General features: G+C 68.6%; 12 protein-coding genes and 1 pseudogene. 8 read left to right on the top strand and 5 right to left on the bottom strand.

Annotated features, from left to right (window positions below; all coding sequences use genetic code 11):
* Positions 1-256: 256 nt before the first annotated feature.
* A pseudogene (locus WS62_RS35870) lies at positions 257-370 on the top strand (NAD(P)H-dependent oxidoreductase); the annotation flags it as partial.
* A 119-nt stretch (positions 371-489) separates the two neighbouring features.
* Here WS62_RS35870 and WS62_RS04215 read toward each other — a convergent pair.
* The 3 genes from WS62_RS04215 to gcvA all read right to left on the bottom strand — a co-directional run bounded on the left by WS62_RS04215 (position 490) and on the right by gcvA (position 3,582).
* On the bottom strand, positions 490-1,635 hold the full coding sequence (locus tag WS62_RS04215; RefSeq protein WP_066568138.1) for an alpha-hydroxy acid oxidase: 1,146 nt from the start codon (positions 1,633-1,635) through the stop codon (positions 490-492).
* Between the two features lie 64 nt (positions 1,636-1,699).
* Positions 1,700-2,623, bottom strand: coding sequence for a LysR substrate-binding domain-containing protein (locus tag WS62_RS04210; protein ID WP_066568137.1), 924 nt, complete (start codon positions 2,621-2,623; stop codon positions 1,700-1,702).
* 44 nt (positions 2,624-2,667) lie between these two features.
* A complete protein-coding gene (gene gcvA, locus WS62_RS04205) occupies positions 2,668-3,582 on the bottom strand; it encodes a transcriptional regulator GcvA (protein ID WP_066568133.1) in 915 nt (304 codons plus the stop codon).
* 135 nt (positions 3,583-3,717) lie between these two features.
* Between gcvA and WS62_RS04200 the strand changes: the two genes are divergently transcribed.
* Both WS62_RS04200 and WS62_RS04185 read left to right on the top strand, forming a co-directional pair.
* On the top strand, positions 3,718-4,422 hold the full coding sequence (locus WS62_RS04200; RefSeq protein ID WP_066568163.1) for an SDR family oxidoreductase: 705 nt from the start codon (positions 3,718-3,720) through the stop codon (positions 4,420-4,422).
* Between the two features lie 587 nt (positions 4,423-5,009).
* Complete coding sequence (locus WS62_RS04185) at positions 5,010-6,854, top strand: DUF3857 domain-containing transglutaminase family protein (RefSeq protein ID WP_442855058.1); 1,845 nt, start codon at positions 5,010-5,012, stop codon at positions 6,852-6,854.
* Positions 6,855-6,896: 42 nt separating this feature from the next.
* On the opposite strand, the gene tagH is transcribed toward WS62_RS04185, so the two are convergent.
* Both tagH and WS62_RS04175 read right to left on the bottom strand, forming a co-directional pair.
* Entirely contained in the window at positions 6,897-8,360 is a 1,464-nt protein-coding gene (gene tagH / locus WS62_RS04180) for a type VI secretion system-associated FHA domain protein TagH (RefSeq protein ID WP_066568125.1), read from the bottom strand.
* Between the two features lie 49 nt (positions 8,361-8,409).
* On the bottom strand, positions 8,410-8,802 hold the full coding sequence (locus WS62_RS04175; protein WP_066568122.1) for a TssQ family T6SS-associated lipoprotein: 393 nt from the start codon (positions 8,800-8,802) through the stop codon (positions 8,410-8,412).
* Positions 8,803-9,442: 640 nt separating this feature from the next.
* On the opposite strand from WS62_RS04175, the gene tssJ reads away from it, so the two are divergent.
* The 5 genes from tssJ to tagF are packed head-to-tail and all read left to right on the top strand — an operon-like array spanning position 9,443 to position 17,107.
* Positions 9,443-9,961 (top strand): type VI secretion system lipoprotein TssJ, encoded by a 519-nt coding sequence (gene tssJ / locus WS62_RS04170; protein ID WP_066568121.1) that lies wholly within the window; start codon positions 9,443-9,445, stop codon positions 9,959-9,961.
* Entirely contained in the window at positions 9,958-11,328 is a 1,371-nt protein-coding gene (gene tssK, locus WS62_RS04165) for a type VI secretion system baseplate subunit TssK (protein WP_066568119.1), read from the top strand. The genes tssJ and tssK overlap by 4 nt, the downstream gene beginning before the upstream one ends.
* Before the next feature lie 15 nt (positions 11,329-11,343).
* Positions 11,344-12,663: a DotU family type VI secretion system protein gene (locus WS62_RS04160; RefSeq protein ID WP_066568116.1), complete on the top strand. Its 1,320-nt coding sequence runs from the start codon at positions 11,344-11,346 to the stop codon at positions 12,661-12,663.
* A 2-nt stretch (positions 12,664-12,665) separates the two neighbouring features.
* The gene (gene tssM / locus WS62_RS04155; protein WP_066568114.1) at positions 12,666-16,304 is read left to right on the top strand and encodes a type VI secretion system membrane subunit TssM; all 3,639 of its coding nucleotides are present in this window, start codon (positions 12,666-12,668) and stop codon (positions 16,302-16,304) included.
* Entirely contained in the window at positions 16,286-17,107 is an 822-nt protein-coding gene (gene tagF, locus WS62_RS04150; protein ID WP_082720681.1) for a type VI secretion system-associated protein TagF, read from the top strand. The genes tssM and tagF overlap by 19 nt, the downstream gene beginning before the upstream one ends.
* The last annotated feature ends 112 nt before the right edge of the window (positions 17,108-17,219 follow it).

The raw sequence follows: 17,219 nt of genomic DNA, 5'->3' as shown, positions 1-17,219 counted from the left end.
CGGCTGCCGCGCGCCCGTGTGGTGCGTGCCGGGACCCGGCGCGGCCGGCGGGCCCCGCCGTCCCGGCGCGGAGGCCACGCCGGGCGCGCCCGGCGGACCCGACACGCGCGACACGCACGACACGCACGACACGCACGACACGCACGACACGCACGACACGCACGACACGCACGACACGCACGACACGCGCGACACGCACGACACGCACGACACGCGACGCGGCACGGAGGCGACATTCCGAAGTCCTGATCGACGCGCCGGGCATGCGGTCCAGGTATCCGATCTGTACGCGATGCAGTGGAAGGCCGCGCTCGACGCCGACGACAACACCGCTCGGCGGCCCGATGCGTGCTTCGATCCGCCGCTCGATGTTTGCGTCGGCGCGGCGTCGCGTCGTCGCGCATCGCGCGAGATCGGCAGCGCGACGCCGTTCGAGGCTCGCGCATCTGCGTAGGCATACGCAGCGGGATTCGCGCGCATCGAACGAAATCAGAATCGCCGTGCGAGAACGTCGGCGTCCACCGACAGAATGTCGGTATGGCCGCACAGCGCCATCGTCGTATCGAGCTCGCGCGCGATGATGTCGAGGCTGCGGAACACGCCTGCTTCGCCCAGCGCGGCGACGCCATAAAGAAACGCGCGCCCGATCATCGTGCCGCGCGCGCCGAGCGCGACCGCCTTCAGCACGTCCTGGCCGGTGCGCACGCCGCCGTCGAGCCACACTTCGATGCGCTGGCCGACCGCGTCCACGATGGCGGGCAGCGCGTCGACCGACGACATCGCACCGTCGAGCTGACGGCCGCCGTGATTCGATACGACGATCGCATCCGCGCCCGCGTTGGCCGCCAGGTGCGCGTCGCGCGGATCGAGAATGCCCTTGACGATCAGCTTGCCGTCCCAGCGTTGCCGAACCCATTCGACGTCGCGCCAGTCGATCGTCGGATCGAACTGCTCGCGCGTCCATGAATCGAGCGACGACATGTCGGTCACGCCCTTCACGTGCCCGACGATGTTGCCGAAATGGCGGCGGCGGGTGCGGGCCATGCCGATGCACCAGCGCGGCTTGCTCGCCATGTTCAGCAGATTCGGCAGCGTGATGCGCGGCGGGCTCGACAAGCCGTTCTTCACGTCCTTGTGGCGTTGGCCGCCGATCTGCAGGTCCATCGTCAGCACGAGCGCCGGGCAGCCCGCCGCCTTCGCGCGCGCGATCAGCCGCTCGATGAAGGCGCGATCGCGCATCATGTAGAGCTGGAACCAGAACGGCCCGGGCGCGTGCGTCGCGATGTCCTCGATCGAGCAGATGCTCATCGTCGACAGCGTGAACGGCACGCCGAACCGCTGCGCGGCGCGCGCCGCGAGAATCTCGCCGTCGGCGCGCATCATGCCGACGAGGCCGGTCGGCGCGAGCGCAACCGGCATCGCGACGTCCTGCCCCGCCATCGTCGTGCGCAGGCTGCGATGCGCGATGTCGACGCCGACCCGCTGACGCAGCTTGATGCGCTGGAAGTCGGCTTCGTTCGCGCGATACGTCGATTCCGTGTAGGAGCCCGTATCGACGTAGTCGTAGAACATCCGTGGAATGCGTTTCCTCGCGAGAACGCGAAGATCTTCGATGCAGGTGATCGGGATGGTCATGGGCGGCTCCGAGAGGGGAGCGATGATGCTACCGCCGCACTCGGCGGCGCGCGCGGAAATATCTTCAGGCGCGGTGCGAAAGAAATTCCGACACGTCGCGCAAAGCGCGCTCGCAGAGGCTGGCGAGCCATGCCGCGAATGCGTCGTTTGCGGCGCGCGACGCGTGCGGCATCAGGTAATACGGCGCCGCCGGCCGCACGATGCGCGGAAACAGCGGCACGAGCGCGCCGGCGGCGAGCCAGTGGCGCGCGAGCGCGGGGCTGCCGAGCGCGACGCCTTGGCCGCTGACCGCTGCTTCGAGCAGGAGCCCGAGATCCATCAGTTTCGGCCCGCTCGCGGGCTCCGCCCAAGCGAGACCGGCGACGCGGAACCACGGCGTCCACGGTTCGAGCGGCGTGCACAGCAGCGGCAGCGTCGCGAGGTCCGCCGGCTCGCGGACGGGCGCGAAGCGTTCGAGCAGCGACGGCGCGGCGAGCGGCGTCAGCGAATCGACCATCAGCACGGTGGCGCCCGACACGGTCGGGCCGCCGCCGCGAATCCAGAGATCGGCGCCTGTCGGCGGACCATCCGGCAAGGGGCTCGCGAGCACGATTTCGAGTGCCACGCCGGGGTGGGCGAGCGTGAACTCGTCGAGGCGCGGCACCATGATCTGCCGTGCGAACGTCGGCGGCGCGCAGATCCGCAGCCGTTCCGTCTTGCCGGCGTCGCGCCGGTGCAGCGGCACCGCGGCGAGCAGGCGCAGCGGCCCGTACACCTGATGCAAGTACTCGTTGCCGACGGACGTCAACGTCAGCGCCTTGCCGCTGCGCACGAGCAACTGCACGCCGAGCAGCACTTCGAGCGCCGCGACGCGCTTCGCGACCGCGCTTCCCGTCACGCACAGTTCTTCGGGCGCCCGCTCGAACGTGCCGTGGCGCGCGGCGGCCTCGAAGGCCAGCAGGCCGTCGAGGGACGGGAGGCGAAGATCGCGAGGGTCGCAAGCGTGCATGCGGCGATTCTAATCGACCGGTTTTCCGGCGGCGCTTGCGTGCGTCATGCGAGATCGCGCTGCGCGTCGCGCCGCGCGTGACGAATCAGCCACGCCTCCATCGTCGCGATGTCGGCCGCACGCCGCTGCTCGTTCGGATGGACGATGTAGTAGCCGACCGACAGCGGCAGCGCGAAATCGAACAGCCGGCACAGTCGCCCGGCCTCGATGTCGCGCGCGACGAGCTGATCGCTGACGAGCGCGACGCCGTGCCCCGCGATCGCGGCGTCGATCGCGAGCGACGATTGATTGAAGCGCGGGCCCCGGTGCGGATCGATCGCGACGCGCGCCGGCATCGCGGCGAGAAACTCGGGCCACAGATCGTGCGCGTCGTGCAGCAGCACGTGGCCGGCGAGATCGCGCGGGCTCGCGAGCGCGCCGGGCGATGTCAGCAGCGACGGACTGCATACCGCATAGATGTCGACCGGAAACAGGAAGCGCGTGACGAGCCCCTTGCCGAACGGCGGCTTGCCGTAGCGGATCGCGAGATCGACGCCGTCGCTCCGGAAGGTCGCGAACCGCGAATCGGCGATCACCCGGATGTCGATGTCCGGATGCTCGTCGCTGAAGCTCGCGAGCCGCGGAATCAGCCAGCGCGACGCGAACGACGGCGTCGTGCTGATCGTGACGCTCGAACGACGCTTGACGAGCCTGTCCGTCGCGTCGCCGATCAGATTGAGCGCGCGCTGCACGTCGGAGACATAGGCGAGCCCTTCGGCCGTCAAGGCGAGGCCGCGCGGCAGGCGCTCGAACAGCTTGATGCCGAGCACGTCCTCCAGATGGCGCACCTGCTGCGCGACGGCGCCTTGCGTGACGCCGATTTCGTCGGCCGCCGCGCGGAAATTCAGGTGCCGCGCGGAGACTTCGAACGCGCGGAGCGCATTCAGCGGCGGCAGTCGGCCGGGTATCGGGGCAGGCATGCGGAATCAGTAGAAAAATTATCGTCAGATGCAAGAAATGATGATTCGACACGGCGAATCGCACGGCCTAAATTACCACGTCAATAAGGCGCGTATGGGCGATACGGCCTGTACAGGTACGCAAAGGGGATGGTCGTGACTGTAGAAAAAATCGCATTGATCACGGCGGCGGGCAAGGGCATGGGCGCCGCGATCGCGCGCGAGCTGGCGTCGACCGGCTATCGCGTCGCGCTGATGTCGCCGTCGGGCAGCGCGGTCGCGCTCGCCGACGAACTGGGCGGCTTCGGGATCACGGGCTCCGTGACCGACGAGTCCGACATCGACCGCTTCGTCCGCGAGACGGTCGCGCGCTACGGACGCATCGACGCGGTCGTCAACAACACCGGCCATCCGCCGAAGGGCGACCTGCTGTCGATCGCGGACGCGAGCTGGCACGACGCGCTCGATCTGATCCTGCTGAACGTCGTTCGCCTGATGCGCCGCGTGACGCCGATCTTCCAGGCGCAGGGCGGCGGCGCGGCCGTCAACATTTCGAGCTTCGCGGCCGTCGCGCCGGAGCAGCCGATGCCGGTGTCGTCGGTGCTGCGCGCGGCGCTCGGCTCGTGGACGCGGCTGTATGCGCAGCGCTACGCGGCCGAGAACATCCGGATGAACGCGGTGCTGCCGGGCTTCGTCGACAGCTGGCCCGAGACGCCCGAGATCGTTGCGCGGATTCCCGCAGGCCGTTTCGGCAGGACGCAGGAGATCGCGAAGACGGTCGCGTTCCTGCTGTCGGACGGTGCGGGGTATGTCACGGGGCAGAGCATTCGCGTCGACGGGGGAATCGTGCGGGCGGTGTGAGGCGGGGCGGCGGGCAGCAGTCCGACGATCCGGCATTCGGTGGTGACGATGACGAATGCGGAAATCGCGAGCATCGCGATCGAGAGGCCGTCGGCGCGGCGGCGGGCCGCGTGAAGGGCGTCCTCGGCGGGGAGCGGTTCGGGGTGGGGCATGACGTTGCGATCCTGCAAACAAGAAGCGCGCACAGGGTATGCAAGGTCCGGATTTCCATCTTGGGTGAATATTCTCTGCTGCGTTGAAATCGATTCAACAATCGGCGAAGCGAACGCGATGCGAAGTCCGACGTCCGCCGCCATCCGAGGGGTGCGATCGCGTCCGGCACGGCGCTTGACGCGATTGGCCGCGATGACCCAAACTGGCCGGACCGAAACCGGGAGTCGGCGCGCGCCGAGCAAACGGAGATGGCGCGCGGCGACGCGCGAAGCATCGAACGCATTCGTCGCGCCGGAAGTTTCGCGATGCGCCCCGGCCGATCGGCAAGATCCGTTCACGAACCCGCTGCCCGGTTGCGATCCGACCGCGCGTCGCGCCGCAGGTTGATTGCGATGCCCGCTTTCGTCCGACTATTCTGCGCGGCATGCGTCTGCATGGCCGCCCATTGCGCGAACGCGTCGCCGGCGGAACCCGACGCCGACGACGCCGCGCCCGCCACCCTCGTCAGCGACGTCCACGTGTTCGTCGTCCAGCACGACGGCTCCGTCGACGAGCACGACGATGCGACGCTGCGCGCGAACACCGCGAGCGGCATCGACGACGTCGCGCAGCGCTACGTGTGGTTCAACAAGGACATCGAGCGGGTGGAGCTGCTGACCGCCGAGACGATCGACCGCGCCGGCGTCGCGCATCCGGTCGGCCCGGAGGCGATTCGCGACGTGCAGGAGCCGCGCTCCGCCGGCGCGCCGTTTTTCGAGGACGGCGTGTTGCGCTCGGTGATCTTTCCGGGCGTCGATGCGGGCGCACGCACGCGCCTCGTGTTTCGCAAGTCGCGTACGAAGCCGCGCGATCCGGGGTTCTTCGGCTATTTCGTCGCGCCGTCGCGGATGCCCGTCGACGCGCAGCGGCTGATCTTCGATTTGCCCGCCGACATGCCGCTCTACGCCGACGCGCGCGGCTACGTCGCGCTCGCGCCCGTGACGGAGAACGGCCGCACGCGCTACGCGTTCGACTATCGGCACGGCCCGTATCCGCGCATCGAGAACGGCTCGGTCGGCTATGCGACGTACGGCGATCGCCTGATGGTGTCGACGCTGCGCGATTTCGCGTCGTTTGCGAAGCGGTATCGCGTCGCGGCGGTCGATGCGAGCGCGCGCGATCCCGCCGTCGCGCGGCTCGCGCAGTCGATCACGGCGAACGCGTCCGATCCGCGCGCGAAGGCGCAGGCGATCTACGACTGGGTTCGGATCAACGTCCGCTACGTCGCGCTCTTTCTCGGCGAGACCGCGGCCGCGCCGCACAAAGTGACGGACATCCTGCGCGACCGCTACGGCGACTGCAAGGATCACGTCGCGCTCTTCGGCGCGCTGCTCGCGGCGGCCGGGATACGCAGCGAGCCCGTGCTGCTCGATCTCGGCCCGGTCTATACGTTGCCCGCCGTGCCCGGCTACGGAGGCAGCGCGATCAACCACGCGATCACGTGGCTGCCGGATCTCGGGCTCTTCGCCGATACGACGGTCGGCAGCGTCGCGTTCGGCTATCTGCCGCCCGTCGTGATGGATCGGCCGGCGCTGCTCGTCGACGAAGGCGTGCTGACGCGCACGCCGGCCACGCAGCCGCGCACGCGCGATGCGCGCCTGCGGATCGACGTCGATGCGAGCGGAGCGGCGAGCTATCAGTATTACGTCGAGGACGCGGGCTGGACTGCGGAGCTCGAACGCAGCGTGTTTCGCCAGGCGGCGCGCGAGCGCGTGCAGCAGCTCGCGACCGATCGCCTGCGTCAGAGCGGCTTGCGCGGCACGGCCCGGCTGGGCACGGGCGAGCGCAACGCGACGAGCGGGCCGTTCTCGACGTCGATGACGGGATCGCTCGACCATTTCGTGTGGACCGACGGCACGACCGCGCTGCCGGCGTTGTCGAGCCTGTCGGGCGGGATCGCGACTCAGGTGCAGGGCTGGCTCGCGGAGCCGGTGCGCACGCAGCCGTGGCTGTGCATCGGCGGCGACTTCGACGAGACCGCGCAGATCGCGCTGCCCGACGACGTGCGCGTGACCGACGTGCCGAGCGATGCGCGCGTGCAGGATCGTTTCTTCGATTACGAATCGCACTACGTGCTCGATGCGGTGGCGCGTGCCGTGCAGATCACGCGGCGCTTGCGCGCGCGCTTCGCGCATCAGGTGTGCTCGCCGGAAGACTTCGATGCGGCGCGTGCGTCGCTCGGGCGAATCGAGCGCGATGCGCTCGCGCAGATCGTCGTGCGGGCGAAGGCGCACGATTGACGACGTTCATGCGCGGCCGCGATCGGCTTCCGCGAATTCGGATCAGTTCCGGCAGCGCCCGCGATAACTCTCGACTTCCGCATCGTACGCGGCGAGAAACGCCTTGCCGAATACGGACGCGAAGTCGTCCTCGATCGCGAACAGCGTGTCGCGATGCGTCGTCGCATAGCGGTCCCACAATCGCGCCTTGTACAGCACGGGCAGACGCTTCTCGTACCACTGCGGCGCGGTGTCGCGCTCGCGCAGGCGCTGCGGCGAGAAGCGCGTCAGCAGGTCCATCAGCGCGGCGCGCATGCCGGCCACCATGCCGATCTGGTGCGCGTGCAGATCCTGGAACGCGTCGGAAACCGCGCTTTGCGGCGACATGAAGCCCGGCAGCGGCAGCCCGAACATCTGACGCAGCACCGCGCTGCCGTCCGGCAGCAGCTTCAGCGGATTGTTTTCGCGATCGAGCAGCATCGTCATGTCGGCCTTCACTTCGCGCTTCAGGATGCTGCGCGACGACAGCAGCTCGACCGTGCCGTTCGCGAACAGCGCGAGCAGTTGTCCCGCGATGAAAAGCTGCTCCGCCGACCAGTGATGCGGCTCGGCTGCGGCGTCGAGACCGGCGCCTTCGAAGAACGCTTGCAGCAGCGTCGCGGGCGTGGCCGGCGCCGATGCGCGCGGGTGCGACGGCACGTTGCTCGCGTCGGCGGAACGTGCGGACGGCGTGCTGGGCGTCGCGCCGGATTGCGCGGCGGGCGGCGGCGCGGACTTGGCCGGCTGCACGCGAACGTGATGCGTCCATTCGGGCGCGTGGTCCGACTGCGTGACGGGCGGCGGCCCGTGGCGGTCGCCGTCCCGCGCGACGCCGGCCGGCGCATCGAAGCTGTCTTGCGGCTGCGCGAACAGATCGAGCGGATCGGTCGACAGTTGGTGCAGGCCGCGCGGCGCGGCGGGCGTCGACGCATCCGGATCGTGCCGCGCCTTGTGATTCAGCCGCTCCGCGGCCGGGGTCGGGGGCGCGCCGGACTGGCCGCCGGCGGCTTGTGTCCTGCCGAGTCCGAATCGATCGTGCAGCAGGCCCCAGAGCTTGTTGCTCGTGCCCCTTGCGTTAGCATGCGACGCGGACGACATCGACGACATCGACGACATGGGCGGCGTGCTCGAAGCCGCGGCCGCCGCGTCGACGGTCCGGTCGATCGTCGCGTCGTCAGGCTCCGCGCGCAGCAGGTAAGGCCCGATCCGGATGATGTCGCCCATGTTGAGACGCTGCGCCTGCGCATAGCCGATCGGCACGCGATTCACCTCGATCGTCGACACGCTGCTCAGGTTCTTCAGCAGGCACGTGTCGTCGCCCACTTGCAGCAGCGCCTGCAGACGCGAGATTTGCCGCGTGTCGTCGCGCAGCACGAGATGATTGTCGCTGTCCCGGCCGATGGTGCCGCCCGGCGGATGAAACACGACGGCGTTGCGCTCGCCGGTGTCGACCGGCTCGCCCGCGTGTTCGATAACGATCAGTTGCATATCGATACGTCGTTCGATGGATGAAGCGTTCGCATGGAGACCGATTCGCTCAGGATGACGACGCATGTTTGCGACGCGCGGCCTCGAACGCCGGCCCCCAGATCGGATGCCCCTTTTCGGCAGCGGACAGATCGAAGCGCGGATTGAGGTCGAGAATCCTCGAGAACTCGGCGCGGCATTGCGTGATGCGTCTCGTCACGCAATAGCTGAACGCGAGCAGCTTGTGCGCGGCGACTTGCGTGTTGACGTCGGCGCTGCCGATCTCGCGCGAATGGCTGCCGAGCATCGAAATCGTGCGGCCGTAGTCGCCCGCGTCGTATGCGGCGCGGGCGCTGTCCACCGTGGCTTGCGCGACGGACTGAGTCGGGGAATTCGTGCTGCAACCGCCCATTCCCGCCAAGAAAAAGCCAAGGAAAATATAAAGTGACGATCGGCCTTTCATTCTTGAATTGACGGTTTTAAGTGAATGGACAGGGGTGATGCGCCGTGCCGTTGGATTCTAGTTCCAATCATTGGAAAGGGACTGGCTGTTACCTTTTGTTTCATCTTGAAACAATAAGTCGAATTAAAGTCCGGATCTCGCGCCGGCTTCGCCTTGTGAAGCGGAGAAGTTGAACCTATAGTTCGGTGTGGTTTTTGTTTTCGTCGATTTTTTGCAGTATTCATCCCTGTGCTTAAAAGCCGGTCGCTTTTTTGGCGGCATAAAGGGCTTGGCACGAAATAAGCTTCGTGGATCGCCGCTCGCGTCAGGCGGGCGACGGGGCGCGTCGCGTCTTCCCGGCTGGCGTCCGCGCGATCGGATCGGGCGGACGCAACGAATCAATCCTGCTGATAGTGTCAGGTATTTTCCGAAAGTAATTCAGCTGCTCGAATTCCAAAAAAATAAAATTCGCTGAAATTGATTGGTGATTTGACCCGGCTTTCCATTCAATAAAATTCCCGGGTGAAATTGCAATGAAAGGATAGGGAAACTCAAAATTAACCGGCCCGAATAGATCGTCACCTTATTTTTTATTTGATCCGACTTCCGCTCTGGGAAAGCCGGCGGGCATCTTGTTGCGATGCAAGGAAAGAGACATAAAATGCGACGGCGCTCCAGCGGTTTCATTGTATTGGGATGCGTGCTGCTGCTTCCGGGATGCGGGGCGACCGAGCGTTCGGTCGCGGTGCCGTATGCGATCACGCTCGACGTCGCGCCCGACGTCAATCCGGACATCAATCGCAAGCCGTCCCCGATCGTGCTGAAGGTGTTTCAGCTGAAGACGGCGTCCGCGTTCGAGCGCGCCGATTTCTTCTCGCTGCAGGACAAGCCGGAGAGCGTGCTCGGCCCGGAGCTGCTCGGCATCGAGCGCATCATTCTGCGGCCGGGCGACGCGCGCACGCTCCACTATCGCGGCAACGTCGACGCGAGCGCGCTCGGCATCGTCGCCGAGTATCGCGTGCTCGAGAAGAACCGCTGGCGGCTCACGGTGCCGCTGCCGAGCGCGAAGCAGCTGAACCTCTACCGATTCTGGCAAACCTCGCCGAGCGAAATGAAGTTGTCGATCGCGGTCAAGAACGGCGGCATCGGGCTCGGCGGCGATTCGCGAGTACGCCAATGAACGAGCCGGTGTTGTCCGCGACCCCCGCTGCGGCGCTGCGCCAGCGCGTGATCTGGACCGAGGGCATGTTCCTGCGGCCGCAGCATTTCCAGCAGCTCGAGCGGCATTGGGAGCGCTACGTCGGCATGCGCTGCCTGCCGCTGCAAGGCTTCTACTGGGGCTTCGACGAATTGCAGATCGACCGCGAGCGGCTCGCGCTCGGCAAGGTCGCGCTGCTCGCCGCGTCCGGCGTGATGCGCGACGGCACGCCATTCGATCTGTCGCATCCCGACGACCTGCCCGAGCCGCTCGACGTGCCCGCCGACGCGAAAGACCGGCTCGTCGTGCTCGCGCTGCCGCTGTGGCGCGGCGGCGCGGAAGAGGTGTCTTTCGGCGGCGACGCCGAGGCGGGCTTCGCGCGCTACGTCGTGCGCGAATACGAGGTCGCCGACGCGAACGAGGTCGCGCTCGGTCCCGCGCTGCTCCAGACCGGGCGCCTGAACGTGCGGCTGATGCTCGAATCGGAGCTGACGGGCGATTGGGAAGCGCTCGGCGCCGTGCGGATCGTCGAGCGGCGCACCGACGGGCGGCTGCTCGTCGACGACGGCTACATTCCGCCGCGCCTCGTCGCGCAGCGCGATCCGGTGCTGCTGCGGCACACGCGCGAGCTGCACGGGCTGCTGACGCAGCGCAGCGAGGCGCTCGCCGAGCGCCTGTCCGAGCCGGGGCGCGGCGGCGTGTCCGAAGTGGCCGATTTCCTGCTGCTGCAACTCGTCAATCGCTATCTGGCGCTCACGTGGCACGCGCAGCAGGACGTCGCCGTGCATCCGGAGGCGCTGTTCTGCGACTGGCTGAAGCTCGCATGCGACCTGAGCACGTTCACCGCGGCGGGCCGGCGGCCGCAGACGCTCGCCATTTATCGGCACGACGATTTGCGCGCGAGCTTCGGCGAGCTGATGGCCGAACTGCGGCGTTCGCTGTCGACGGTGCTCGAGCAGAACGCGGTCCAGATCGAGCTGCGCGACGCGGGCAACGGGATGAAGGTCGCGACGATCGCCGATCCGACGCTGCGCGATACCGCGGGCTTCGTGCTCGCGGTGCGCGCCGACGTGCCGGCCGACAGCCTGCGCGCGCGCTTTCCGGCGCAGGCGAAGCTCGGCCCCGTCGAACGGATTCGCGACCTCGTGCAATTGCAGCTGCCGGGCATCGCGATGCGGCAATTGCCGGTCGCGCCCCGGCAGATTCCGTATCACGCGGGCCACACGTACTTCGAGATCGACAAGGGCGGCGAGATGTGGAAGCAGCTCGAACGCTCCGGTGGCCTCGCATTTCATTTCGCCGGCGAATTTCCGGGACTCTCGATGGAGTTCTGGGCGATTCGCGGGTGAGGGCGGGATGTCGCGATGAACTCTTCTTCCGATTCGTTCTCGGCCGGCACGGGCGGGTTCGTGCCGCCGAATCCGGGCGGCACGCATCCGGGCGCGGCATCGGCGTCCGCCGGCTCGGCCGCCTTGCAGCCGCGGCCAGGCCGCTGGGCGGCGAGCGGCACGAATCCGCTCGTCGCGGCCGCGAATCCGCTGCTCAACCTGGTGCCGCAGATTCGCTCGACTGTCCATCATCCGAACCCCGCGTGGCTGCGCGAGCATCTCGTCGTCGAGATCCGGCAGTTCGAGGAGCGCGCGCAGCAGGCGGGCATCGCGTCCGAGGCGATCATCGGCGCGCGCTACTGCCTTTGCACCGCGCTCGACGAAGCCGCCGCGCTGACGCCGTGGGGCGGCAGCGTGTGGTCGTCGCACAGTCTGCTCGTGTCGTTCCACAACGAGACCTGGGGCGGCGAGAAGTTCTTCCATCTGCTCGAACGCCTGTCGCAGCAGCCGCGCCAGCATCTCGACCTGCTCGAGCTGCTCTACTTCTGTCTCGCGCTCGGCTTCGAAGGGCGCTATCGCGTGCTCGACAACGGCCGTGCGCAGCTCGACGCGGTGCGCCGCCAGCTCGCGCAGACGATCCGCTCGGTGCGCGGCGAATTCGACCCGGCGCTGTCGCCGCATTGGCGCGACGTCGTCACGCGCGACGTCACGCGGCGCTTCACGGTGCCGCTGTGGGTGTGCGTCGCGCTCGCGCTGCTCGTCGGCTTCGGCGTGTTCGCGGGCCTGCGCGTCGCGCTCGCTGGTCACTCCGATCGGCTGTTCGCGTCGATCGACGCGCTGCACGTGCCGAAGCTCCAGCCCGCGCAGCCGGCGCCGCATCCGGCGCCCGTGCCGCGCGTCGCGAAGTTCCTCGAGCCGGAGATCGCCGCGGGCCTCGTGACCGTGCGCGACGAAGCCGATCGCAGCGTGATCGTGCTGCGCGGCGACGGCCTGTTCGAATCGGGCTCGACGTCGGTGATCGATCGCTACATGCCGGTGCTGATCCGCGTCGCCGATGCGCTGAACAAGGTGCAGGGCAGCGTGCGCGTGAGCGGCTACACCGACGACACGCCGGTGCACACCGCGCGCTTCGCGTCGAACTGGGACCTCTCGCGCGAGCGCGCGGAAGCGGTCCGCGGCCTGATCGCCGCGCGGCTCGACCGTCCGGACCGGATCACGGCCGAAGGGCGCGGCACGCTCGACCCGGTCGCGCCGAACGATTCGCCCGCGAACCGCGCGCGCAACCGGCGCGTCGAGATCACGCTGATGCTCGCGCCCGGCGGCGACGCCGCGCGCGCGACGAAGGAGACGCCCTGAGCATGAGCCACGCTGTCGCACGCATCGTTCGCCCGCTGCCGTCGCGGGAAATCTGGACGTTCGCCGGCCTCGTCGTGCTGGCGCTCTTCATCTGGCTCGCCGGGCCGCTGATCGCGTTCGCCGACGTCCGGCCGTTCGAGAGCGGCTGGGTGCGCGGGCTCGCGATCGCCGCGCTGTTCATCGCGTGGGGCGCGCGGATCGCGTGGCGCAACTGGCGCGCGGGCCAGTTGAACGCGCAGCTGCTGAACCAGTTGCGCGAAGCGGCGCCGCGCACCGCCGCGACGGGCGACCCGGCGCAGGCGCAGCTCGACGAGCTGCGCAGCCGCTTCGACGAAGCCGCGACGCTCCTGAAGAAAGTCCGCTTCGACACCGACGCCGCCGCGCGCAAAGGCCTGCCGCAGTGGATCGAGCGGATGTCGCGCCAATATCTGTATCAGTTGCCGTGGTACGTGTTCATCGGCGCGCCCGGCTCGGGCAAGACGACGGCGCTCGTCAACTCGGGGTTGAGCTTCCCGCTCGCCGAGCAGTTCGGGCGCGCGGCGATTCGCGGCGTCGGCGGCACGCGGCATTGCGACTGGTGGTTCACGAACGACGCGGTGCTGATCGACACCGCCGGCCGCTACACGACGCACGAGAGCAATCGCACGCTCGACGAGGCCGAATGGAAAGGCTTCGTCGATCTGCTGAAGAAGTACCGCGCGCGCCAGCCGCTGAACGGCGCGATGCTGACGATCAGCGTCGCCGATCTGCTCGGCGCGTCGGAGGCGGAGCGCACGCAGCACGCGATGGTGCTGCGCAAGCGCCTGCTCGAATTGCGCGCGCAGCTCGGCATCCGCTTTCCGGTGTACCTGCTCGTGACGAAGGCGGATCTGCTTGCCGGCTTCGCCGAATATTTCAGCGGCTTCGGCCGCGCCGAATGCGCGCAGGTGTGGGGCTTCACGTTCCCGCTCGCCGAGAGCGAAGCGCCCGGCTTCGATCTGCGCGCGGCGTTCGATCGCGAATACCCGTTGCTGCACAGGCGCCTGAACGACGGGCTGCCCGAGCTGCTCGCATCGCAGACCGACGCGCACCAGCGCGAAATGACCTACCTGCTGCCTCAGCAGATCGCCGATTTGCAGGACATGCTCGGCCAGTTCGTCGCCGAGGTGTTCTCGGTGTCGAGCTTCGAGCCAATGCCGATGCTGCGCGGCGTCTATCTGACGAGCGGCACGCAGGAGGGCACCGCGTTCGACCGCGTGATGAGCGGGATCAAGCGCTTCCTGAAGATCGAAGGCGTGCCGCCCGTCGCGCAGGCCGGCTCGACCGGGCGCAGCTTCTTCCTGAAATCGCTGTTGCAGGATCACATTTTCCGCGAGGCGGCGCTTGCCGGCAGCAACCTGCGCTGGCATCAACGGCAGCGCGTATTGCAGATCGTCGGCTATGCGGCGCTCGTGCTGCTGTGCGTCGCGGTGCTGTTCGCGTGGCTGCGCAGCTACTCGCGCAATCGCGACTACCTCGACCAGGTCGCCGCGCGCGTGCCCACGGTCGATGCGCAGATCAGCCGCGCGAAGTTCACCGGCGCGGCCGACATCGTCCAGCTGCTGCCCGTCCTCGACGAGCTGAGCGGCCTGCCGGACGCGGGCGGCGTCGACTTGCGGCATCCGCCGCTCGCGTATCGCTGGGGCCTGTTCCAGGGCGAGAAGATCGAGGAGGCGAGCGAGGTCGTCTATCGGCGCGCGCTCGACGACGTACTGCTGCCGATCGCCGCGAGCCGGATGGAAGCGGCGCTGCGCGAGGCGCAGCCGGACGAAGTCGAATACGCGTACGCGGCGCTGAAGGCGTATCTGATGCTGTATGACAGCGCACATTACGATCCCGCGTTCGTGCAGGCTGTCGTCGATCTCGAGATGGAGCGGTCGCTGCCCGCCGATTTCTCGAGCGCGCAGCGCAGCGCGCTGCGCTCGCATCTCGGCGCGCTGTTCGGCAATCGCGTCGCGGTGTCGCCGTTTCCGATGAACGAGCGGCTCGTCGCCGATGTCCGCGAGCGCCTGCGGCAGGTGCCGTTCTCGCAGCGGCTGTACCGGCAGCTCGCGCGCACGCTGCGCCCGAGCACCGCGTCGTACGACTTCAGCGTCGCGCGGACGGTCGGGCCGGACGCGTCGCTCGTCTACCGGCGGCAGAGCGGCAAGAGTCTCGCCGACGGCGTGCCGGGGCTCTACACGCGCAGCGGCTATCGGAACGTGTTCGCGCCGAGGCTGCCCGGCGCGATCGAGTCGTACGGGCGCGAGGAGGTGTGGGTGCTGAATCTCGGCGCGTCCGAGATTCCGAACCTGAACGACGCGGCCGCGTGGGCGCGCGACATCCGGCAGCTCTATCTGAACGACTACATCAAGACCTGGGACGACTATCTGGCCGACATCCGGTTGCAGCGCACGTCGACGCTCACGCAGAGCATTCAGGTCGCGCGGACGCTGTCGGCGGCCGATTCGCCGCTCACGCGGCTGATGGTCGCGCTCGCGCGCGACACGCCGCTCGGCGATGCGCCGGGCGGCGCGCGCAACCTCGCGTCGCGCGCGCAGGACAAGGTCGACGAGGCGCGCAGCTCGCTCGCGCAGATTTTCGCGGGCCAGCCGGGCGGTGCCGCGGGCGCCGCGGGCGCCGCGGCCGCTGCGCCCGCGAGCCCCGAGCAGATCGTCGACAGCCACTTCGCGGGCTTGCGCGCGTTCGCGCCGGGCAGCGGCGATCAGGCGGCGTTGTTCGACGCGGTGCTGAAGGCGATCGACGCGCTGTACACGTACCTGAGCGCGACCGACGACGCATTGCGCAGCGGCGCGACGCCGCCGCCGTCCGACGCGCCCGCGAGGCTGCGCGCGCAGGCGGGCCGGCTGCCGACGCCGTTTCGCGAGGTGCTCGACGACTTGTCGAACGTCGCGAACGGCAGCGTCGCGAGCGTCGAGCAGCGCAACGTCGCGCAGCGCGCGGGCGCGAACGTCGGCGATTTCTGCCGGCAGGCGATCGCCGGGCGCTATCCGTTCGCGCGCGGTTCGTCACGCGACGTCGCGCCGTCCGACTTCGCGCAGCTATTCGCGGCGGGCGGCCTGATGGACGATTTCTTCCAGAAGAACCTGCAATCGCTCGTCGACACGACCGCGCACCCGTGGCGCTTCAACAACCGCAACGCCGACGCGGACCCGTCGGCGGCCGCGATGCTCGGTTCGTTCGAGAAGGCTTCGGTGATCCGCGACGTCTATTTCGGAGGCGGCGCGCGGACCGCGCAGATCAAGGTCGAGATCGTGCCGCTCGAAATGGACCCGTCGATCTCGGAGCTGGTGCTCGACATCGACGGCCAGATCGTCCGCTACGCGCACGGCCCGCAGGTGCCGACCGCGGTGCAGTGGCCCGGCCCGCGCGGCAGCAATCAGGTGCGGCTGCAAGTGACCGGGCAGGCGGGCGCGACGGGCGGCTTCATGACGGAAGGGCCTTGGGCGCTGCATCGCCTGTTCGATCGCGCGGGCGTGTCGGGCGGACGCGGGCCCGAGCAGATGGTCGCGAGATTCTCGGTCGACGGCAAGCCGATCGTGCTGCGGGTGACGGCGAGCAGCGTCCGCAATCCATTCCGGTTGCCGCAGATGGAGTCCTTTACATGTCCTCCGAAGCAATGAGCACGACGCCGACGACGCTCGCATGCGACGGCGAGCCGCCCGCCTGGTACGGGAAGATCCCGGGCGCGGGCGACTTCGTCAACCATCGGCTGTCGCACGAGCTTGCCGGCTGGTGGGAACGCTGGCTCCAGCAGGGGATGACGGCGATGCGGCAGCGCGGCGCCGACGAGATCGAGCGCTACTACACGGTCGCGCCGGTCTGGAACTTTCTGATTCCGGCGGGCGCGGGCGCGCAGTGCGTGCAGCCCGGCTGCCTCGCGCCGAGCTGCGATCGCGTCGGCCGCTACTACCCGCTGATCGTCACGCTGCCGATGCGCACCGCCGATTACTGGAGCGGGCTGCCGGACGTCGCCGATGCGTTCTACTGGCAGGTCGGCAGCGCGCTCCTCGATGCGATCCGGCACGCGCGCGCGCCGGTGCAGCTCGAGCAGGCGCTCGCGAAGGTGCGGCTCATGCCGGGCGTCGCGCAATCGACGGTGTACGGGGGCGCGGGCGGCGAGCGTGGCGAAAGTGGCTGGCGTGGCTGGAGGGGCGCAAGCGGCGCTTGCGGCGAAGTCAGCGAAATCGGCGAAGCAGATGAAAGCAGCAACGCGGCGAACGATTCGCTCGCGCAGCCGCTGCCGGCCCCGCCCGCCACGCCCGCGTGGCCCGGACTTTCCCAGTATTTCGATCCGCACGGCGCGACGAGCTTCTGGTGGACCAATCGCGCCGACGGATCGCCGCTGCGCACGCACGCGCATACCGGCGCGCCGGACAGCCGCTTGTTCGTGTGGCTGTTCGGCGGCGTCCAGTCCGGCGCATAGCGACGGCGTGTAACGACGGTGTGTAGCGACGGCGCATAGCGACGGCGTGTAACGACGGCGGATGGAGCGAAGCGGCGCGCGATGTCGCGCGTCATGACGCGACGGACCGGCT

Origin of the sequence: Burkholderia sp. ABCPW 14 (genome assembly GCF_001523835.1) — a bacterium.
In the GTDB taxonomy this organism is placed as follows: domain Bacteria; phylum Pseudomonadota; class Gammaproteobacteria; order Burkholderiales; family Burkholderiaceae; genus Burkholderia; species Burkholderia mayonis.
This window is presented reverse-complemented; position numbering and strand designations above follow the sequence as displayed.